Origin of the sequence: Pedococcus badiiscoriae (genome assembly GCF_013408925.1) — a bacterium.
GTDB classification, from domain to species: Bacteria; Actinomycetota; Actinomycetes; order Actinomycetales; family Dermatophilaceae; genus Pedococcus; species Pedococcus badiiscoriae.
Genome location: NZ_JACCAB010000001.1, coordinates 2,584,283 through 2,603,638, shown reverse-complemented (window position 1 = coordinate 2,603,638; position 19,356 = coordinate 2,584,283). Strand labels below are relative to the sequence as shown.

The window sequence follows — 19,356 nt, the reverse complement described above, 5'->3', positions numbered from 1 at the left end:
ACCCTCCAGGGACGTGAGGCACCTCGGTGTTCAGCTGCGCGGGAGCACCGTGAGCACCCGTTCGGTGTGGATGCGGAACTCCTGCATGAAGGCGGTCAGGAAGTCGCGGGTCGCCTCGTCAGTCACCTCACCGGACCCTGGGAAGACCTCCGGAGTGAACTGCACGTAGCACTCGGGCGCGGTCATCTGGCGCGCGTTGCAGAAGCTCAGCACACCCCGCAGGCTCTGTTGCGCGACCGCAGTCCCGATCTGACCGATCGAGGCTCCACAGACTGCGGCAGGCATGTGGTCGAAGGAGTTCTGACCCCAAGGGCGAGAAGCCCAGTCGATGGCGTTCTTGAGGGCGCCGGGAATGGAGCGGTTGTACTCGGGGGTCACGAACAGCACCGCCTCGGAGGCCGCGATGGCTTCCTTCAGCGCGACCGCCTCGGGTGGGTAGCTGCCGTCGTAGTCCGGGCTGTACAGGGGGAGGTCCCCGATGGGGATCTCGGTGAACTCCAGGCCCGAAGGCGCCAGGTTGATCAATGCCCTGCTGAGGGTCCGGTTGATGGAGGTGGACGAGAGGCTTCCGACGAAGTAGCCGACCCGGTAGGAGCTCATGACGTGTCCTTTCTTTTCATCGTCGACCACCCCTCACGAGGTGCTCGTAGACCAGGCGCACGGCAACCGCGCCCTCCCCCACGGCGGACGCCACCCGCTTCACCGAGCCGCTGCGCACGTCGCCGACCGCGAAGACGCCCGCGCTCGCCGTCGCGAACATGGCTGCCCCTTGCGCGCCAGCACCGGTGAGCACGAACCCCGAGTCGTCGAGCGTGACCACGTCATCGAGCCAGCGCGTGTTCGGCTCGGATCCGATCAGCACGAAGAGCGCCGTCGCACGGAGAGCCTCGCGCTCGTCCGTCCTCAGGTCGCGGACGATGACCTCCTCGAGGCCGAGGTCCCCCTGCAGCTCGCAGACCTCACGGTTGCGCCAGACCTGCACGCGGGCGGCGGACAGTATGCGGTCTGCCAGGTAGCGGGACATGTCGCGGTTCAGGTCGTCGTGGCGGATCACGAGGTTGACGTGGGCGGCGTTCCGGGACAGGAACAGTGCCGCCTGCCCGGCCGAGTTCCCGCCACCGACGACCACGACCGGGTCGCCACGGCAGAGCCGTGCCTCGAACTCGGTGGCGGCGTAGTAGACGCTCGGCCCCTCGAACCGGTCCATGCCGGGGACCTCGAGTCGGCGGTACCGCACGCCGGTCGCGAGCACCACGGTGTGCGCCTCCACCTGGGCCCCGTCCGCCAGGCTCACGACGAAGTGACCGTCGAGGCGATCGAGCGACCTGGCCTCACCGGGGATCGTGAAGGTGGCGCCGAACTTGCGGGCCTGGATCACCGCTCGATCAGCGAGCTCCGCGCCCGAGATGCCCGCCGGAAAGCCGAGGTAGTTCTCGATCTGGGACGACGTCCCCGCCTGCCCACCCGTCGCGATGGCGTCGAGCACGACCGTGGAGAGTCCTTCGGACGCTGCAGACACCGCAGCAGCCAGACCCGCGGGACCGGCGCCGACCACCAGCAGGTCGCAGGCGTCACGTGCCGCCGCGTCCTCCCGCAGACCGAGGAGCTCGGCCAGCTCCCTGATGCTCGGCCTGCGCAGGACGGTCTGCCCCTTCCAGATCACGACGGGGGTCTGCTCGGGTGGGATACCGAACGCCCGGAGGGTGGTCTCCGCCTCGGGATCCTCCTCGACGTCCTCCCAGCGGTACGGGACGCGGTTGCGGCTCGCGAAGTCCCTCAGCAGGCGGGTGTCCGCCGAGTAGCGGGAGCCGATGATCTGGAGGCCGGCGCCCAGGTCGGCGTGGATGTTGCGTCGCAGGATGAAGGCCCGCAGGATCAGGTCGCCCAGTGCCCGGTCCTGGGTGACCGCCTCCTTGAGCTGGTCGTACGGGATCTCCAGCACCTCGACATCCGTCTGGGCGATGCCGGTGACGTAGACGGCCTGGCCGGTCAGGATCGACAGGTCACCCACGAACCGACCCGGGCCGTGGACCGCGATGACGCGCGCACCTTCCCCAGGTCGGTCCTCCTGGACGACCTGGACCTTGCCCTCCAGCACGATGAACAGCCCGCAGTCGCGGTCCCCCTCACAGAACAACGTGGTGCCCTGGGGCAGACTCTTCCGCTCGCCGTACCGCGAGAGCATCATCAGCTGCTCGTCGGTGAGCCGGGGATAGGCACCGGTGGTGTCCGGGGTCTCCGGCAGGTCCGGGGGCTCGCGCTCAGACGTACTGCTCGTCGGCATAGCACCACCTCCAGCTCTCCCCCGGCTCGATTGAACGCACGATGACGTGGCCAGCCGTGGCGGCGTGGGCGCGAGCGTGGCGCATCGGAGAGGAGTCGCAACAGCACACCTGTCCGCAGGTGAGGCACTGCCGCAGGTGCACCCAGGGCGTCCCGAGAAGCAGGCATTCCTCACACCCCGGCGTCCGGGGTGGTCCCACCGGCCGGATCAGCGCCAGGTGCGGGTCAGGCAGGAGCTGCCCGGGGATCGCGCTCACTGCCGGGCGCCCTGGGTCGGTGGGTCGTCCCGGCCCGAGGGCTCGTCCCGGCTCGAGCGGTCGGGCTCGGGGTCTTCCTTGGGGAGGTGCTGCGTGAGCCACGACCGCAGAGCGGGTACGGGCGCGGCCCCGACCTGCTTGACCACGACTTGACCGCGGTTCATCAGGACCAGCGTCGGGATCGCCTGGACCTCGAAGCGGCGACTGACCTCCGGCGCCTCGTCCGCGTTGACCTTGACCAGCTTCAGCTTTCCCGCAAGCTCGGTCGCCAGCTGCTCCAGTGCCGGGCTGACCATCCGGCAGGGACCGCACCACGGCGCCCACACGTCGACGAGGACGGGGATGGTCGAGCGGTCCACCACGGCGGCGAAGTCCGCGTCTGACGTGTCGACCACCCAGGCAAGAGGGTTCCGGCACTTTCCGCAGCGGGGTGCCCCGCCTGCGACCGCGGGCACGCGGTTCTTCGTGCCGCAGTTCGCGCACACGACGATGGTGGTCGGGCCCTTCAGCGTCGTGTTCATGCCACTGCCTTCTCCGAGGTGTCGGGTGCTTTCGGGATGGCAGTGAGCTCCCCGTTGGCGACATCGACCACGATGGTCGAGTCCTCGGGCAGCTCACCGCGCAGGAGCGCGCGGGCCACGCGGGTCTCCACCTCACGCGAGATGAACCGCCGCAGGGGTCGGGCGCCGTATGCCGGGTCGAAGCCCTGCTCCGCCATGAACCGGCGGGCCTGGTCGGTGGCCTCGAGCGTGATCCGCTGCTCCGCCAGCCGCTCGCGCAGCTCGCCCAGCTGCAGGTCGGCGATGCGCTCGATCTGCGTGAAGGTCAGCGGCTTGAACAGCACGATCTCGTCGACCCTGTTCAGGAACTCCGGCCGGAAGTGGGACCGCAGGGAGCTCATCACCATGGCGCGGGCCTCCGGCTTGATCTCACCGTCTGGCGTGACGCCCTCGAGCAGGTGCTCCGACCCGAGGTTGGAGGTCATGATGATGACGGTGTTGCGGAAGTCGACCGTGCGTCCATGAGAGTCCGTGAGGCGCCCGTCGTCGAGGACCTGGAGCAGGGTGTTGAAGACGTCCACATGGGCCTTCTCGATCTCGTCGAGCAGGATGACCGAGTAGTGCTTGCGCCGGACCGCCTCGGTCAGCTGGCCGCCTTCCTCGAACCCGACGTAGCCGGGTGGGGCCCCCACGAGCCGGCTCACCGTGTGACGCTCCTGGTACTCGCTCATGTCGATGCGGATGATGTTCTCCTCGCTGTCGAAGAGGGCCTCCGCGAGGGCCTTGGCTAGCTCGGTCTTGCCCACGCCGGTCGGGCCGAGGAAGACGAAGGAGCCGATCGGACGGGTCGGGTTCTTGATGCCGGAGCGCGCCCGCACGACGGCGTCGCTCACCAGCTGCACCGCCTCGTCCTGGCCGATCACCCGCTCATGGAGCACCTCGTCGAGGCGAAGGATCTTCTGCCGCTCGCCCTCCTGGAGGCGGTCCAACGGGATGCCCGTCCACCGCGCCACGATGGCGGCGATCTCGTCGGCCGTGACGACCTCGCGCAGCAGGCGTCTGCCGGCTTGCTTGGCCGCGAGCCGCTCCTCCGCCGCCGTGAGCCTTCGCTCGAGCTCGGGCAGCTTGCCATGGCGCAGGGTCGCGGCCCGGTTCAGGTCGTACTCCCGCTCGGCACGTTCGCTCTCGACGCGCACCTGCTCGATCTCCTGCCGCAGCGCCTGGACCTCGTGGAGCGCTTGGCGCTCCGCCTCCCACTGGGCGCGCATGGCATCGGCCTCTGCCTTGAGGTCGGCCAGCTCCCTGCGCAGGTCCTCCAGGCGGCGCTTGCTGGCTGGATCCGTCTCCTGGGCGATCGCGGCCTCCTCGATCTCGGAGCGCGTCACCCGGCGGGTGAGCTCGTCGAGCTCGGTGGGCATGGAGTCGATCTCGGTGCGCAACATCGCGCAGGCCTCGTCGACCAGGTCGATGGCCTTGTCGGGCAGGAAGCGCTCGGAGATGTAGCGGTCGCTCAACGTGACCGCGGCGACCAGCGCGCCGTCGTGGATCTTGACGCCGTGGAAGACCTCGAACCGCTCGCGCAGTCCCCGCAGGATCGACAGGGCGTCCTCGACGCTCGGTTCGTCGACCAGAACCGGTTGGAACCGGCGCTCGAGGGCCGCGTCCTTCTCGATGTGGGTCCGGTACTCGTCGAGCGTGGTGGCACCGATCATGTGCAGCTCGCCGCGGGCCAGCATGGGCTTCAGCATCTGGCCCGCGTCCATCGCACCTTCCGACGCGCCGGCACCGACCACGGTGTGCAGCTCGTCGACGAACAACAGGATCTTGCCCTCAGCGGCCAGGACCTCGTTGAGGACGGCCTTGAGGCGTTCCTCGAACTCGCCGCGGTACTTCGCACCGGCGACGAGGGAACCCATGTCGAGGGCGAAGACGGTCTTGTCGCGCAGCCCCTCAGGCACGTCGCCGTGGTGGATCCGCTGCGCCAGACCCTCGACGATGGCGGTCTTCCCGACCCCGGGCTCCCCGATCAGCACCGGGTTGTTCTTGCTCTTGCGCGACAGGATCTGGACGGCTCGACGGATCTCCGAGTCCCGGCCGATCACTGGCTCCAGGCGTCCGGCGGCCGCGTCCGCGACGAGGTCGCGACCGTACTTGGCGAGGGCCTCATACGTCCCCTCGGGCGTGGCGGAGGTGACCCGCTGGGAACCCCGCACCGCTGTCAGCGTCTGCAGGAACGAGTCCCGCGTCACGCCGTGCTGCGCGAGGACCCGACCCGCTGCCGAACCGGAGCCCTCGTCGAGCAGCGCGACCACCAGGTGCTCCACCGAGACGTACTCGTCCTTCAGCCTGCGGGCCTCCTTCTCGGCTCCCTCGAGGACGCGGTTCAACCTCTGGGTGACGTACACCTTCCCGGGCTCGGCGCCGGAGCCCGTGACGCGCGGACGCTTCTCGAGCTCGGCCTCCACGTCTTCCCGAAGCCGCACCACGTCCGCCCCCGCCCGGGCCAGGAGCGGCGGGACCAACCCGTCACCCTGCTCGAGCAGCGCCAGCAGCAGGTGCTCGCCGTCCACCTCCTGGTGACCGAACCGGAGCGCCTTGGTCTGGGCGTCGTGCAGTGCTTCCTGCGACTTCTGTGTGAGCCGGTTCAGGTCCATCGAACTCCCCTATCTCCTGGCGAGCGCCGGGGGGATCTCTCGAGCTCGGAGATCCGGTTGAGCAGGTCCATCACCAGGCCGAGCGACGAGTAGCTGAGGTTCAGCCGCAGGTGCAGTCGCTGGATGGTGGCCATCTCCCGCACCTGGGACGGGTCGAACCAGAGGTTGCCCTCAGCGTCCCGGGTGATGTCGAGCAGTCCGAGCGTGACCAGTCGGCGCACCAGCTCGGGGTGCACCCCGGTGATGCGGGCGTAGCTGTCCAGGCTCAGGCGGTAGGGGCGGGCCAGCGCCCACCTCGTCCCGGTCGGTGCCCCGGTGGTCGGCTGTGTCATCGCGGATGCCTCGTCATCGTGTCCCCCGGGGGTCGAAGCTCGAGACCTTGCCGAGTCGCTCGAGCAGCTCGCGTTCCTCCGCCGACGGTGACGTGGGGACCTTGATCTGCGCCTCGGCATACAGGTCACCCGGCTTGCCCCGCTTGTTCGGCAGCCCGCGGCCCTTGAGCCGCAGGCGGCGATGACTGGAGGTGCCCGCCGGCACGGTGACGGTGGCCGGGCCGCCGGGGGTGTCGATGTCCACCGACGAGCCGAGGGCGGCCTCCCACGGGGCCAAGGGCATCAGCAGGTGCAGGTCCCGGCCCTCGAGCCGGTAGCGAGGGTGGGGCGCGATGCGCACGACGAGGTACAGGTCGCCCGCCTCGCCTCCGCCGGATCCCTGACCGCCCTGGCCGCGCAGCCGGATCCGCTGGCCGTCCACCACGCCTGCGGGGACGGTCACGTCGAGGGTGCGCGGACCGTCAGGACCACTGATCGACAGGGTGCGCTGGGTCCCGTGGTACGCCTCCTCGATGCTCACCTCCACCTCGGTCTCGTGGTCGGAGCCGGCGAGCGGTCCCCAGCCACCGCGGCCGCGGCCGCGACCGCCGAAGATGCCGCCGAGCAGGTCCTCCAGGTCGACGTCGTCGCCGGAGCCGGAGTACCGGAAGCCCCCGGTCGAGGGACCTCCCCCGCCCCAGCCGCTCGACCGCCCGCCGCCGGCACCGGCCCCCGCATAGGCGCGCGCGCGGCGGTAGGCATCGGGGTCCACGTCGGCACCGACGCGCCGGAAGTCCGCCCCGAACGCGTCGTACCTCGTGCGCTGGTCGGGGTCGGAGAGCACGTCGTAGGCCTCGGAGAGCTCCTTGAACCGTTCCTCCGCGGCGGGATCCTTGTTGACATCCGGGTGGAGTGTGCGGGCAAGCCTGCGGTAGGCCCGCTGGATCTCCGACTGTTCGGCATCGCGGGAAAGCCCCAGGACCTCGTAGAAGTCCCGGGCCATCACTCGCTCCTGGTCGCCACTACGACAGACGCCGGCCGGAGGATCTCGGCGTCGGGCCCGTATCCGGGCCTGACGACGTGCGCGACCGTCCCGGGCACGAGGTCCGCGGCTGCAACGGTGCCGACGGCTTCGTGGCGGGCGGGGTCGAAAGGCTTGCCGGTCTCGTCGTCGCGCCGGGGGTAGCCCAGGTCCGCGAGGATCGCGACTCCCTGCTGGTGCACGGCGCGGACGCCCTCGACGATCTGGTCCGGGTTCGAGGAGGCGTGCTCGAGCGCACGCTCGAGGTTGTCGAGGACCGGCAGCCAGCGCGCGGCCACCAAGGCCCGCTCCTGCTCGCGGGCCCGGACGAGGTCCCTGGCGCAGCGCTTGCGGAAGTTGTCCAGCTCGGCGGCGGTGCGGCGCCACGAGTCCTCGAGCTCGGCGATCTGCTTCTCGGTCTCGGCGGTGCTGTCGACGACGTCCGCGTCGACAGGCCTCTGCTCGGGTGTCTCCTGCTCGGGTGTCTCTTGCTCGGACATGACGGTTTCGCTCAGTGCGCCGTGAACTCGGCGTCGATCACGTCGTCCGAGTCATCGCTGGGCCCCACCTGGCCGGACCCGGCCGACTCCCCGGCGTACCCGGTGCCGGCCTGGCTCTGGGCAGACGTGCTGAGGGCCTGGGCCATCTGGTGGAGCTCGCCGGTGAGGGACCGCAGGCGGTCGATCGGCGCCTGCTCGTCGAGGGCCGCCCGCGCGTCGTTGACCAACATCTCCGCCCGGGCGCGCTCGTGCTCGGGAATCGCGCTGCCGCCCTGCTCCAGCCGGCGCTGCACCTGGTAGGTCACGGAGTCGAGCTCGTTGCGGGCGTCGACCAGCTCACGGAGCTGGGCATCCTCGCTGCGGTGCGCCTCGGCGTCCGAGACCATGCGTTCGACCTCCTCCTGGCTCAGGGTCGAGGTCTCGCTGATGGTGACCTGTTGCTCGGCGCCAGTGTCCTTGTCCTTGGCGGAGACGTGCAGGATGCCGTTGGCGTCGATGTCGAAGGTGACCTCGATCTGCGGCTCCCCTCGAGGTGCGGGCCGGATGTTCTCCAGCCGGAACCGGGCCAGGGCCCGGTTGTCGCTGGCCCGCTCACGCTCGCCCTGGAGCACGACCACGTCCACTGCCCCCTGGTTGTCCTCGGCGGTGCTGAAGACCTCGGTGCGCCGCGCCGGGATCGTGGTGTTGCGCTCGATGACCTTGGTCATCACCCCGCCCTGCGTCTCCAACCCCAGTGAGAGGGGGGTGACGTCCAGGAGCAGGACGTCCTTCACGTCGCCCTTGATGATCGCCGCCTGCACGGCCGCGCCGAGTGCGACGACCTCGTCCGGGTTGACGGTCATGTTGGGTTCCTTGCCACCGGTCATCCGGCGCACCAGGTCCTGCACCGCAGGGATGCGCGTGGAGCCGCCGACGAGGATCACCTCGTCGATGTCGTCCGCGGTGACCTTCGCGTCACCCATGGCCTGCTTGACCGGGCCCATGCAGCGTTCGACCAGGTCCGCGGTGAGCTGGTCGAACGTGGAGCGCATCAGGTTGATGTTGAGGTGCTTGGGGCCGGAGGCGTCCGCCGTCACGAACGGGAGGTTCACTGCCGTCTGGGTGACGGAGGACAGCTCGACCTTGGCCTTCTCGGCCGCCTCGAACAGGCGCTGCAGGGCTTGCGGGTCCTGCCGAAGGTCGATGCCGTTCTCCTTCTTGAACTCGTCCGCGAGGTAGTCCACGACCCGCCGGTCGAAGTCGTCCCCGCCGAGGTGGGTGTCGCCTGCCGTGGACCGCACTTCGACGACGCCTTCACCGACCGTCAGGATGCTGACGTCGAAGGTGCCGCCGCCGAGGTCGAAGACCAGGATGGTCTCGTTCTCGAGCTTGTCCATGCCGTATGCGAGCGCCGCAGCAGTGGGCTCGTTGATGATCCGGAGCACCTCGAGGCCGGCGATCTTGCCCGCGTCCTTGGTGGCCTGCCGCTGCGCGTCGTTGAAGTGGGCGGGCACGGTGATGACCGCTTCGGTGACCCGCTCACCGAGCGTCTTGCCGGCGTTGTCCGCCAGCTTGCGCAGGACCTGCGCGGAGATCTCCTCCGGCGCATAGAGCTTGCCGTGGACGGAGAAGCGCACCGCCCCGTCCGGTCCGGAGACGACATCGTAGGAGACGGCGTCGAGCTCGCTCTGCACCTCGTCGTGCTTGCGGCCCACGAAGCGCTTGGCCGAGTAGATCGTGCCCTTGGGGTTGAGGATCGCCTGTCGCCGGGCCATCTGGCCCACGAGTCGTTCACCGCTCTCGAGGAACGCGACGACGGAGGGCGTGGTCCGGTTTCCTTCGGCGTTGGGGATGACCGTCGGCTGGCCACCCTCCATCGCCGCGATCACCGAGTTCGTCGTTCCCAGATCGATACCTACGGCCCTACCCATGACGCACCCCGTTCGCTCGACATCGGACCAAGCCATGCTGTCGCCGGGGGTGATGAGGGGGCATCCCGTGAACGCGTACAAATCGCGTCAACATTCACAACGCGAACAGGGACACCTGAACCTGGAGCGTGAACCGGAACAACGCTGGGACGCCCGCTGCCCTGCTTCGGCGTCAGGCGCCGGAGGACCCGTGCTGGAGCGCCAGGACGGCGAGCTCGACCCGCGAGTGGATGCCGAGCTTCGCGTACATGTGCTTGAGGTGCGCGTCCACGGTGTGGGGCGACACGACCAGCTCCTGCGCCGTGGCGCGGTTCGTCATGCCGCACGCCACGAGCTCGGCGACCCGGACCTCGGCCCCGGTGAGGGTCAGCCACCGGTCACCGCCGTCCTCGCGGCCGTTGGGAAGCCTGGCCAACGGGAACCGCGGGACTGGGTCGGGTGCGGGCTTCGGATAGGCGGTCGGTGCTTGGCTGTGAGGGTTGTGGAGCACGACGCCGGCGAGCAGCACCGCGGAGTGGATCCTCAGGACCTCGACGAGCGTGCCCACCTCGAAACGCTGCAGGTCGTACATGCACAGGAACAAGGCGGGCAGGTCGGCGAGGATCTGGGTGACGGCCAGCTCGTAGTCGGACAGCTCCTCCGCGCCGGGCTCCTGCGCGCCAGGCTCCTGCGGCACCCAGGACATCTCCCCGGCGCCACGCAGCACGGAGAGCTGGCCGTCGGTGGACGGCGTCGGGTAGACGACGCGGAGCGAGATCATCCGCTCCCAGGCCCCGGGCCGGAGATAGGCGTCCGCGAGCGGGTACCTGCTGAGGTGCCATCGGCGCTCGTCCGCGGGACCTGCCGGTCCGTAGGCCCCCGGCGGCATGCTCGCCGGCTCGGGGTCGTCGCCGAGGCACACACACTGGTCGCCATGGCGCACCCCCTCCAGCATGAACGAGGTCAGCAGCCGCTCTCGCTCAGCCGGTCCGGAGTACAGCGCGCAGAGATGCGTCCCGGGATGGATCTCACCCACCCCCGGGATGCCCAGGCTCAGGTCGTTCACGGGGTGTCGCGATTGTGTGACGCCACCCCGCTGATGCTACGCGCCGTGCTGGACAAGACCGCCGCCACTCGTGGACAGGACTCGTCAGCGGAAGCCGAAGAACTCCAGGGCGGCCCAGGTCGGTGGCCCGATCTGGCGCCCCGCGGCGCTGACGCCGGCCCCCGACACGCCGGCTCGGCGCTGGAACTCGGCGATCACCTTCGAGGTCTCCGGCCCGTAGATCTTCGACACGACCTCGAGGTGGGAGTACAGGGGGAAGGTGCGGTTCATGAACTTCTGGACCGCGAGCACCAACGGGCCCGAGTCGTTCTCCTTGAGCAAGGGTCGCGCGATGGGTGGCGCGACCGAGGGCGAGCCGTTCAGTCGCTCCCGCCAGACCCGCAGCTTGTTCATCGCGTCGGTCGCGTACTTGTCGGCCGCAGGCCCCGTCCCGTTGAAGGCGCGGAAGCCCTTCTGCACGCCCAGGGCGGTGATGTTGCCTGACAGGATCTCGAAGCCCACGAGGGCGTTGACCCGCCAGTCGAAACACCCGCCTCGCGCGTCGGCCCTGTCCTGGAAGCCGGGAAAGGTCAGCTGGCAGGGGCCGACTCCCTGCGCCCCCAGGGTGGCACGGTGCTTCTTGTACAGCGTGTAGTTCGCCTTGGTGACGGGTCCGCCCATGAAGTAGAAGCCGCCGGTCTGCACGGGGTCGTGGCCGTACACGTTGTCCCCCCCGCCGGACTCCTTCTCGAGGAGCGTCGCCGCCGCGGCGAGCTCGAGTCCGGCCAGGGCCGCGAGCTCCACTACCTCCGTCGCACGCTTGGTACCGAACTTCGTCAGGATGTCTGCTGCAGCCATGGCCCTTCTCCACCGCGTGTCGAAGCGGCGCAGACGGCCCGTCCTCATGGCCGGTCACAACGTCTGGCGCCGCGAACCCCTGCCGAGTTGCTCTCCTCCTGAGAGCGCCAGTTCACGTCCATGGTGGCCGACCTGGGTGCGATGGGCCTCGATCATTTGCACTAGCCCTGACTGGTCCACGCTGGTGCCGTCGGTGACGAACGTGCCTGGCGCCATGGCACAGCGTCCGGGTGTCGAGACGGCCCCGGCTGGACGTGGACGGCGCCGCGGCCGTCGTGCTCCACTGGGGGCATGTCTTCGACCACCGCGACGCACCGCATGCACATGGGTTCCATGTGTGGCGGCGTCATGCGGTGTTGCTGCTGCGCCTGACCCCAGTCCGCACCAGCCCCGGCGCCCCCTCTGCGCGCGCGCCGCCCGATCGGAAGACGACACCATGGCCACACCCCGTTCCAGCCACGCGGCATACCACCGCATCCACCTCGACCTGCACCTGACGCAGGGGTCCCTCTGTCGCCGAATGCGTTGCCACACAACGCATTCCGACCGTTCGACCCCTTCCCACGACCAGGAGCAGGACCATGACCGCCATCACCACCGCCGGCACCCCCGGCGTCAACCGCTTCACCCGTAACCAGCTGCTGCGCACCGCCCGGCTGTTCGCCACCGATCCCGACCTCGAGCGCGAGCTCGACCTCGGTGCGACCCAGCGCAGCTGGCGCCGGCTCGATGCCACCGCCCACCTCGAGATCTGGCTGATCCACTGGCCGCTCGGGGCGTCCACCGGCTGGCACGACCACCTCCAGTCGGAGGGCGCCTTCCTCACCGTCAAGGGCGAGCTCACCGAGCAGTTCTGGTCCGGGAACCAAGTGCACGACCGGTACCTCTGGGAGGGCGAGGGCCGGACGTTCGGGCCGCGCCACATCCACACCGTGACCAACCTCGGTGACCGGCCTGCGCTCTCGGTGCACGTCTACTCCCCGGCGCTGCGCGGCATGACCAGGTATGCGTTGCTGGACAACACGTTGCGCGAGACCGGCATCGAGCGGGCGGGTGAGCAGTGGTGAGCGCCGCGACCATCCACTGGGAGACCCGCCTGTTCAGCGCCCCGCCCACCACGCCGACCCCGACGGCCCCGGCGACGACCCGGACGTCAGCCGGTCGCGGCTGGGGCGCACCGGTCTACCGCGGCATCGACGACCAGCTCGAAGACGCGCGCAGCCGCCTGGACCGGGTCAGCGCCCGCGGCGCATACCAGGAGCTGTTGCACGGTCGGGCGGTGCTCGTCGACATCCGGCCGGCGGCGCAGCGCGCCGTGGAGGGCGAGGTGGCGGCCCACCTCGGACCACTCGTGGTCGAGCGCAACGTGCTCGAGTGGAGGTTCGACCCCCGACACGAGGCGCGACTCGACGTCGCCCGCTTCGACACCCGAGTGCTCGTGCTGTGCCAGGAGGGCTTCACCTCGTCGTTGGCCGCGGATGCGTTGCTGCGCCTGGGAATCCGTCGGGCGACGGACGTCGTCGGCGGGTTCCGGGCGTGGCGGGAGGCAGGCCTGCCGATCACCACCTGAGGCGGGCTGCACCGCAGGCGGGCTGCACCGCCGACGCCGCGGCTCACCTGGGGTGAGCGGCGGGTCAGCGGTGTCGGCGGCGCGCCACTGCCAGGCCGAGCAGGGCCACTGCGGCGGCGGCGACGGCTGCGATGCGCTCGGCGCGCAGGTCGCCGGACTCGGTGTGTGTCGCCGCGGTGAGCTTCGTCCTCAGCGACTCGACCTGCCGCCGGGCGATCTCCTGCGGGGCGGTGCGCGTGTGGAGCTCGTCGACGGTGCCCGCGAGGCGGACGCGCGCGGCCGTGATGTCGGCCTCGATCTGGTCGACCGACTGCTTGCTCGGGTTCTCGCTCATGCGGGCTCCTTGGTGGCTCGGGCGGGGAGGACGGACAGGGGAGAACGGGTCAGGCCAGACCAAGGTCGCGGCGCAGCTTGGCGACGTGACCAGTGGCCTTGACGTTGTACCAGGCGTGGGACACGGTGCCGGTCTCGTCGACGACGACGGTGCTGCGGATGACTCCCTCGACGGTCTTGCCGTAGAGCTTCTTCTCGCCGAAGGCTCCGTAGGCGTTCATCACGGACCTGTCCGGATCGGAGAGCAACCGGATGGTGAGCCCGTCGCGCTCGCGGAACGTGGCCAGCTTCTCGGGCTTGTCGGGCGAGATCCCCAACACCTCGTAGCCCTCGCCGCGCAGGGTGTTGATGTTGTCGCTGAAGTCGCAGGCCTGGGTGGTGCACCCCGGGGTCATGGCCGCCGGGTAGAAGTAGACGACGACCTTGGTGCCGCGCAGGTCGGACAGGGCCACCTGGTCGCCCTTGTCGTCGGTCAGCGTGAAGTCGGGGGCGGTGTCGCCCGGGCTCAGTCGCTCGCTCACGGTGGTCGGTCTCCTCACCTGCGGGGTGCCTATTGCAAATGATTTGCAATAGAGTGGCCATCGGTCCTGCGGCAAACCTATCCCAGCAGCAGGCCCGGCACCCGAGCAGGCAGGAGCACCTCGTGCACGTCCCCGACGGATTCCTCGACGCACCGACGTCGGTCGGTACCGCCGTCGTCGCGGTCACCGGCGTGGGGCTCGCGCTGCGCGGCGCGCGGCGCGAGCTCGACGACCGGACCGCACCGCTGGCGGGACTCGTGGCGCTGTTCATCTTCGCGACCCAGATGGTCAACTTCCCCATCGGCGCGGGCACGTCGGGCCACCTCCTCGGGGGCGCGCTCGCGGCGGTCCTCGTCGGTCCCTACACCGCCACCCTGGCCATCACCGTCGTGCTCATCGTCCAGGGCACCCTGATGGCCGACGGCGGCCTCACCGCGCTCGGCACCAACATCACCCTGATGGGCCTCGTGGGCGTGTGGGTCGGCTGGCTCGTCTTCGTCGGCGTGAGGGCCCTGTTGCCGCAGCGGCCTGCGTCGGTCGTGCCCGCGGCCGCGGTCGCGGCCCTGGTGTCCGTGCCGACGGCGGCGTTCGGGTTCTCGGTGCTGTTCGGCATCGGGGGCACCGCCGACGTGCCCTTCTCCACCGTCGCCGCCGCCATGGTGGGAGTGCACAGCATCATCGGGATCGGCGAGGCAGCCATCACGGCCCTGGCCGTGTCGAGCATCCTCGCCGTGCGCCCGGACCTGGTCTACGGCGCGCGTCCCAGCCTTCGACGACGCACCCTGACGATCCGAGAGGAGGCGCGGGCATGAGCGACCCCAGCCCCACCACGACCTCGACGGCGCCCTCGAGCACGCCCCCGACCACGCCCTCGACGACCACCACCGCCACGGCTCGCCCACAGGTGAGCACTCGTCGCCTCCTCGTCCTCGGCATCCTCGTGTCGTTCTTCATCGCCGGCGTCGTGTCGTTCTACGCCTCCAAGCACCCCGACGGACTGGTCTTCGTGGCCGGCGAGAAGGGCTTCCTCCACTCGGCCCCGGCCCACCCCACCCATGGGTCGCCCTTCGCCGGCTACGCCACCCGCGGCATCGAGAACCGCAGGCTGTCGGGCGGGGTCGCGGGTGTCGTCGGAGCCACCTTGGTGTTCCTGCTCGCCGGTGGGCTGTTCCTCGTGGTCCGGCGGCGAGGCGGCTCCGACGCGGCAGGCGAGACCTCCCCCGCCGGCTCGGGCGAAGGCTGACGTGGGCGCAGGACACGGGCACCACCTGCATTTCCACGGGCACTCGGTCGTCCACCGCCTCCCCGCGCACGTCAAGCTCGTGGCGCTGCTGGGGTTCGTGGTCACGGTCGTCCTCACGCCACGGACCGCTTTCCCCGCGTATGCCGTCTACCTCGCCCTCGTCCTCGTCGCCCAGCGCAGCTCCCGGGTGCCGTTCGCCTACTACGCCAAGCGGATGGTCGTCGAGACGCCGTTCGTGGTGTTCGCCCTGCTGATGCCGTTCGTGGCGAGCGGGCCGCGGGTCCAGCTGGGTCCTCTGCGGCTGTCCGAGGCAGGCCTGCTCGGTGCGTGGGCCCTGCTGGCCAAGGGCACGCTGGGCGTCATGGCCTCGCTCGTCCTCGCGACCACCACCGAGCCTCGGCACGTCGTGGCCGGGATGGAGCGCCTGCGCCTGCCCCACCAGCTCGTGCAGATCATGGGGTTCATGGTGCGCTACCTCGAGGTGGTCACCGGGGAGATGGCGCGGATGCGGGTGGCCCGGGAGTCGCGCGGGTTCCGATCCCGCGACCTGCGGTCCTGGCCGGTCCTCGCCACGACCGCCGGGGCGTTGTTCATCCGCTCCTACGAGCGCGGCGAGCGGGTGCACCTCGCCATGCTGTCGCGCGGCTACACGGGGCAACTGCCGGTCACCCACCCCCTGACCGCCACCGGCGAGCAGTGGCGGCGAGCCGGCATACTCCCCGCTGCCGCGCTGGCCACCCTGGTCGTGGCGGTGGCACTGTGACCACTCCCGTCCTCGAGGTCCAGGGTCTCGCCTACGCCTATCCGGACGGCCACCAGGCCCTGTTCGGCGTGAACCTCCATGTGCACCAAGGCGAACGCGTCGCCCTGCTCGGCCCCAACGGCGCCGGCAAGACGACCCTGGTGCTGCACCTCAACGGCATCCTGACGGCCGGCGCGGGCTCGGTGGCCGTGTCGGGCATGCCGGTGGGCAAGGACACCCTGATGGAGATCCGACGCCGCGTGGGTGTGGTGTTCCAGGACCCCGACGACCAGCTGTTCATGCCTTCGGTGCGCGCCGATGTCGAGTTCGGCCCCGCCAACCTCGGGCTTCGGGGTGCGGCCCTCGAGGCGCGGGTCCTTGCAGCCCTCGACCGCGTCGGGATGGTCGACTTCATCGACCGTCCGCCACACCACCTGTCCTTCGGGCAGCGTCGGCGCGTGGCGGTCGCGACGGTCCTGGCGATGGAGCCGGAGATCCTCGTGCTCGACGAGCCGTCGTCCAACCTCGACCCCGCGTCACGACGCGAGCTCGCCGACATCATCCGCTCACTCGACGTCACGGTGCTCATGGTCACCCACGACCTCCCGTACGCCTACGAGCTGTGTCCGCGATCGGTCGTGCTGTCCGACGGGGTCGTCGTCGCGGACGGGTCCACCCGGGGCGTCCTCACCGACGACCCGCTCATGGCCGCCCACCGGCTGGAGCTGCCGTTCGGGTTCGACCCCCGGACGATCCCGGCTCCCTAGCCGCGCGGGTCCCAGACAGCGGCGTCGCTCCCCCAGCGGCGCCCCACCCAGGCGAACCGCCGCGGAGCGTCGTCGTGCTCGAACGCCGGACGCGACGCGGCGACCCGTCCGTAGGCCGTATCGGACTCCACGAGCCAGGGCCGCGGGTCGTCGATCGTCTCGGGCGGTCCGTCGAGGGCTTCGGTCTGGAGCAGCCAGTGGGCGGTGCGGGCCAGGTGTGCCTCGACGCGCCAGGTGCCCCCGTCGGTGGCGCGTCGCCGCAGCGCCGTCAGCACTCCGGCGGCCAGGAGGTAGCCCGTCGCGTGGTCGAGCGCCTGGGCAGGCAGGGCGCCGGGCATCGACCCGTCCCGCGACTCGATGAGCGCGATTCCGGTGGCTGCCTGCACGATGCTGTCGAACCCGCGACGCCTCCCCCAGGGGCCGCTGGTGGTCCAGGCCGTGAGCGTCGCGCAGACGAGGTGAGGGTGCCGCTGCGCAAGGTCGTCGGGGTCCAGCCCGTATGCCGCGAGGGCGCCCGGGCGGTAGCCGGTCACCAGCACGTCGGCCTCGGCCAGGAGCTCGTGCAGACGGTGGCGCGCGTGCTCGTCGTGCAGGTCGACCAGGGTGGAGCGCTTCCCCGAATCCGTGTCCAGGTGCAGGCCGTCCAGCTCGGGCAGGTGCGGGCTGTCGACCCGCAGGACGTCACAGCCCAGCAGCGCCAGGGTCCGGGTCGCCACCGGACCGGCGAGCACCCGGGTGAGGTCGAGGACCCGCGGGCGAGGGGCGACGGCCACGGCAGCCGCCGAGGCGGTGGTGGAGTCGACTGCTTCCACCGAGAGCAGGTCGTGCGAGGCCACCGCGTGGGCCGCCTCCGAGGCCATCCACTCGTGCACCGACCGCACCCGCACGGCGATGCCGTGGTCGGCCGTCACGAGGTCCTCGACGTCCTGCGCCGTCCGCTCGGCGATGGCGGCTGCCACCCCCTCCCGACCCGCCTCATCCGGCAGACCGAAAGCCCTGAGCAGTCGGGCCCGGTGGTGCCGGTAGTTGGCATGGGTGCGCACCCAGCCGTCACTCGCCTCGAAAAACCCTGACAGCGCGGCGAATCCGGGCTGGTGCGCCCCATCCACCGTCTGCAGCTGGTCATTCCTGAAGGACACCGACACCTGGCGCGGGTCGACCTTCACGCGTTGCGAGCCGAGCAACGCAGCACCGGCCAGGCCGGCGGCAGCGACCGAGCCGCAGGCGAGGGTGTTCACCGGCAACGCGCTGGGCAGGGCGCTGCCGGCGGCGAGGTCGAGGTGGGCCGCGGCATACCCCTGGTCGAGGCCCAGGGCCGGGAGGACCTCGCGCAGCAGGTGGTTCACAGGTCGACTCTAGGACCCGGACCAAGCGCTCCGGCGGGTCAGTACCCCTCGGGCAGCAGCTCGCCCACCGGGGTGCGCGCCTCGAGCCGGTTGGCGGCGGGGGCGAGGGGGCACACCCACCGGTAGTCGTAGACGCAGGACGGGTTGTAGGCGAAGTTGAGGTCGACCACCCAGCGACCCTGCTCGTCCCGACCGAGGTCGGTGCCCTTGACCGTGTCGAGTAGGTAGCGCCCGGCCCCATACGTCTCGCTGCCCGCCGACCCGTCACGCACGGGCAGGAACACGCCGCCGCCGTAGGAGTTCAGCCACCAGACGTCGAGGGTCCCGAGCCCGTCGAGGGTGACGCGACCGGCACCGGTGAAGGGCACGATCCCGTCGGTCGCCGACCGGAACTCCCACGGCTCCTGGGCGTCGCCGACCCCTTCGACCTCGACGACGAACCGGTATGCCGGGTCGTACGGCGCGTGCCTCAGCTCCTGTCCCTCGCGACGAGGGGACGCGGGGTGTTCCTGGAACAGCCGGGAGCGCGTGTCGACCCAGAGCGCGTGGGCGGTGGCCGGGTCCGGCTCGGCCCGCACCGCGGCATACAACGCATGCACCTCGCGACGCCACGAGGCGACGTCGAGCGCAGGCGGGTAGGTGAAGTCTTCGTCGGTCTCGGACACGGGGTCAGTCCTCCAGGGCGTGGTCGTGGATGAGCCGCTCGGCCCGGCGGTCGGGCACGAGCCAGGTGATGGCGACGGCGACGTAGGCCAGCACCCCGATCCATGGAGCGGCGACCGAGCCGAGGATGCCGAGCACGTAGACGACCGGGCTCAGCTTGCCCTTGAGGTCGCGTCCCAACGCCTGGCGCAGCAGGCCGTCCGACCCGTCGCGACGGAAGACCGCCAGCTGCAGCACGTAGTAGGCCACAGCCGCGGCCAGCAGGTTGACGCCGTAGACGACGACGGGCAGGCGCGCGAACCGGGTGTCGTCCATCCAGGCCGTCGTGAACGGCACCAGCGAGAGCATGAAGAGCAACGCGAGGTTGGCCCACAGGATCGCCCCGCTCACGTGCCGGACCAGCCGGAACATGTGGTGGTGGTTGTTCCAGTAGATGCCGATGTAGACGAAGCTCAGCAGGTAGGTCAGCAACCCGACGAGGGAGGGCCTCAGGTCGTCGAAGGTCGGGCCGGTGGGGACCTTGAGCTCCAGCACCATGATGGTGATGAGGATGGCCAGGACACCGTCGCTGAACGCCTCGAGCCGCCCGGTCCGCATGCTGGGAGTCTAGGCACGTCCAACGACCTACGGTTCTGTCGCAAGGATCCCTGCCCAGGAGCGGGTGCTGCCCCTGCTTCCCCTCCACCGTCAGTGCGTGGTCCTAGGTTTCGTGGATGGGGACGAAACATCGCAAGTACACCCCCGAGCTGCTTCAGGAGGCAGTCGATGCCTCCGACTCCGTGATGGGCGTCCTACGCTTCTTGGGGATGCCTCAAGCAGGCGGAACGCACGCGCATGTGAGCCGCAAGATCAA

General features: G+C 70.3%; 22 protein-coding genes. 6 read left to right on the top strand and 16 right to left on the bottom strand.

The annotated features are described in order from the left end of the window. Nucleotides 1-30: 30 nt before the first annotated feature. The 11 genes from BJ986_RS12260 to BJ986_RS12210 form a co-directional block, all read right to left on the bottom strand. Nucleotides 31-600: an NADPH-dependent FMN reductase gene (locus tag BJ986_RS12260; protein ID WP_179422234.1), complete on the bottom strand. Its 570-nt coding sequence runs from the start codon at nt 598-600 to the stop codon at nt 31-33. Nucleotides 601-616: 16 nt separating this feature from the next. Next, nucleotides 617-2,284, bottom strand: coding sequence for an FAD-dependent oxidoreductase (locus BJ986_RS12255; protein ID WP_179422233.1), 1,668 nt, complete (start codon nt 2,282-2,284; stop codon nt 617-619). Beyond that, nucleotides 2,262-2,426 carry a UBP-type zinc finger domain-containing protein gene (locus BJ986_RS12250; RefSeq protein WP_337795455.1) on the bottom strand — a complete coding sequence of 55 codons (165 nt, stop codon included), beginning with the start codon at nt 2,424-2,426 and terminating at the stop codon, nt 2,262-2,264. The genes BJ986_RS12255 and BJ986_RS12250 overlap by 23 nt, the downstream gene beginning before the upstream one ends. Nucleotides 2,427-2,536: 110 nt before the next feature. Continuing rightward, complete coding sequence (gene trxA, locus BJ986_RS12245) at nt 2,537-3,061, bottom strand: thioredoxin (protein WP_179422232.1); 525 nt, start codon at nt 3,059-3,061, stop codon at nt 2,537-2,539. Next, entirely contained in the window at nt 3,058-5,694 is a 2,637-nt protein-coding gene (clpB, locus tag BJ986_RS12240; protein ID WP_179422231.1) for an ATP-dependent chaperone ClpB, read from the bottom strand. The genes trxA and clpB overlap by 4 nt, the downstream gene beginning before the upstream one ends. Next, the gene (locus BJ986_RS12235; RefSeq protein WP_179422230.1) at nt 5,685-6,026 is read right to left on the bottom strand and encodes a chaperone modulator CbpM; all 342 of its coding nucleotides are present in this window, start codon (nt 6,024-6,026) and stop codon (nt 5,685-5,687) included. Before BJ986_RS12235 ends, clpB begins: the two co-directional genes overlap by 10 nt. Nucleotides 6,027-6,039: 13 nt before the next feature. Further along, nucleotides 6,040-7,008, bottom strand: a complete 969-nt coding sequence (locus BJ986_RS12230; RefSeq protein WP_179422229.1) for a DnaJ C-terminal domain-containing protein — start codon at nt 7,006-7,008, stop codon at nt 6,040-6,042. Continuing rightward, nucleotides 7,008-7,526 carry a nucleotide exchange factor GrpE gene (locus tag BJ986_RS12225; RefSeq protein ID WP_179422228.1) on the bottom strand — a complete coding sequence of 173 codons (519 nt, stop codon included), beginning with the start codon at nt 7,524-7,526 and terminating at the stop codon, nt 7,008-7,010. Before BJ986_RS12225 ends, BJ986_RS12230 begins: the two co-directional genes overlap by 1 nt. A gap of 11 nt (nt 7,527-7,537) precedes the next feature. Next, nucleotides 7,538-9,436, bottom strand: coding sequence for a molecular chaperone DnaK (dnaK, locus tag BJ986_RS12220; protein ID WP_179422227.1), 1,899 nt, complete (start codon nt 9,434-9,436; stop codon nt 7,538-7,540). Nucleotides 9,437-9,608: 172 nt separating this feature from the next. Beyond that, nucleotides 9,609-10,481, bottom strand: a complete 873-nt coding sequence (locus BJ986_RS16090; RefSeq protein ID WP_202881245.1) for an MEDS domain-containing protein — start codon at nt 10,479-10,481, stop codon at nt 9,609-9,611. 84 nt (nt 10,482-10,565) lie between these two features. After that, nucleotides 10,566-11,318 carry a peptidoglycan-binding domain-containing protein gene (locus tag BJ986_RS12210; RefSeq protein WP_179422226.1) on the bottom strand — a complete coding sequence of 251 codons (753 nt, stop codon included), beginning with the start codon at nt 11,316-11,318 and terminating at the stop codon, nt 10,566-10,568. Between the two features lie 581 nt (nt 11,319-11,899). On the opposite strand from BJ986_RS12210, the gene BJ986_RS12205 reads away from it, so the two are divergent. Together BJ986_RS12205 and BJ986_RS12200 are read left to right on the top strand one after the other, a co-directional pair. Further along, nucleotides 11,900-12,385: a cysteine dioxygenase gene (locus BJ986_RS12205; protein ID WP_179422225.1), complete on the top strand. Its 486-nt coding sequence runs from the start codon at nt 11,900-11,902 to the stop codon at nt 12,383-12,385. Next, the gene (locus tag BJ986_RS12200) at nt 12,382-12,888 is read left to right on the top strand and encodes a rhodanese-like domain-containing protein (RefSeq protein ID WP_337795232.1); all 507 of its coding nucleotides are present in this window, start codon (nt 12,382-12,384) and stop codon (nt 12,886-12,888) included. The genes BJ986_RS12205 and BJ986_RS12200 overlap by 4 nt, the downstream gene beginning before the upstream one ends. A 64-nt stretch (nt 12,889-12,952) precedes the next feature. Here the strand turns inward: BJ986_RS12200 and BJ986_RS12195 are convergent, their stop codons facing one another. Beyond that, complete coding sequence (locus BJ986_RS12195) at nt 12,953-13,222, bottom strand: DUF3618 domain-containing protein (protein ID WP_179422224.1); 270 nt, start codon at nt 13,220-13,222, stop codon at nt 12,953-12,955. A gap of 49 nt (nt 13,223-13,271) precedes the next feature. Beyond that, on the bottom strand, nt 13,272-13,742 hold the full coding sequence (bcp, locus tag BJ986_RS12190) for a thioredoxin-dependent thiol peroxidase (RefSeq protein WP_179422223.1): 471 nt from the start codon (nt 13,740-13,742) through the stop codon (nt 13,272-13,274). A gap of 122 nt (nt 13,743-13,864) precedes the next feature. Here bcp and BJ986_RS12185 point away from each other — a divergent pair, with 122 nt between their 5' ends. Genes BJ986_RS12185 through BJ986_RS12170 form a run of 4 tightly spaced genes read left to right on the top strand, consistent with a single transcriptional unit; the run spans nt 13,865 to nt 16,494 of the window. Beyond that, nucleotides 13,865-14,554: an energy-coupling factor ABC transporter permease gene (locus BJ986_RS12185; protein WP_179422222.1), complete on the top strand. Its 690-nt coding sequence runs from the start codon at nt 13,865-13,867 to the stop codon at nt 14,552-14,554. Continuing rightward, nucleotides 14,551-14,985 (top strand): PDGLE domain-containing protein, encoded by a 435-nt coding sequence (locus tag BJ986_RS12180; RefSeq protein ID WP_179422221.1) that lies wholly within the window; start codon nt 14,551-14,553, stop codon nt 14,983-14,985. Before BJ986_RS12185 ends, BJ986_RS12180 begins: the two co-directional genes overlap by 4 nt. A gap of 1 nt (nt 14,986) precedes the next feature. Continuing rightward, nucleotides 14,987-15,748, top strand: coding sequence for a cobalt ECF transporter T component CbiQ (gene cbiQ, locus BJ986_RS12175; RefSeq protein ID WP_179422220.1), 762 nt, complete (start codon nt 14,987-14,989; stop codon nt 15,746-15,748). Beyond that, nucleotides 15,745-16,494, top strand: a complete 750-nt coding sequence (locus BJ986_RS12170) for an ATP-binding cassette domain-containing protein (protein ID WP_179422219.1) — start codon at nt 15,745-15,747, stop codon at nt 16,492-16,494. Before cbiQ ends, BJ986_RS12170 begins: the two co-directional genes overlap by 4 nt. Here BJ986_RS12170 and BJ986_RS12165 read toward each other — a convergent pair. From BJ986_RS12165 to BJ986_RS12155, 3 genes are read right to left on the bottom strand one after another with little or no spacing between them, the layout of a single operon-like run. Further along, nucleotides 16,491-17,840, bottom strand: coding sequence for a CoA transferase (locus BJ986_RS12165; protein ID WP_179422218.1), 1,350 nt, complete (start codon nt 17,838-17,840; stop codon nt 16,491-16,493). The genes BJ986_RS12170 and BJ986_RS12165 overlap by 4 nt on opposite strands. 38 nt (nt 17,841-17,878) lie before the next feature. Continuing rightward, a complete protein-coding gene (locus tag BJ986_RS12160; RefSeq protein WP_179422217.1) occupies nt 17,879-18,505 on the bottom strand; it encodes a DUF1684 domain-containing protein in 627 nt (208 codons plus the stop codon). A 4-nt stretch (nt 18,506-18,509) separates the two neighbouring features. Beyond that, nucleotides 18,510-19,100 (bottom strand): TMEM175 family protein, encoded by a 591-nt coding sequence (locus tag BJ986_RS12155; protein WP_179422216.1) that lies wholly within the window; start codon nt 19,098-19,100, stop codon nt 18,510-18,512. Between the last annotated feature and the right edge of the window lie 256 nt (nt 19,101-19,356).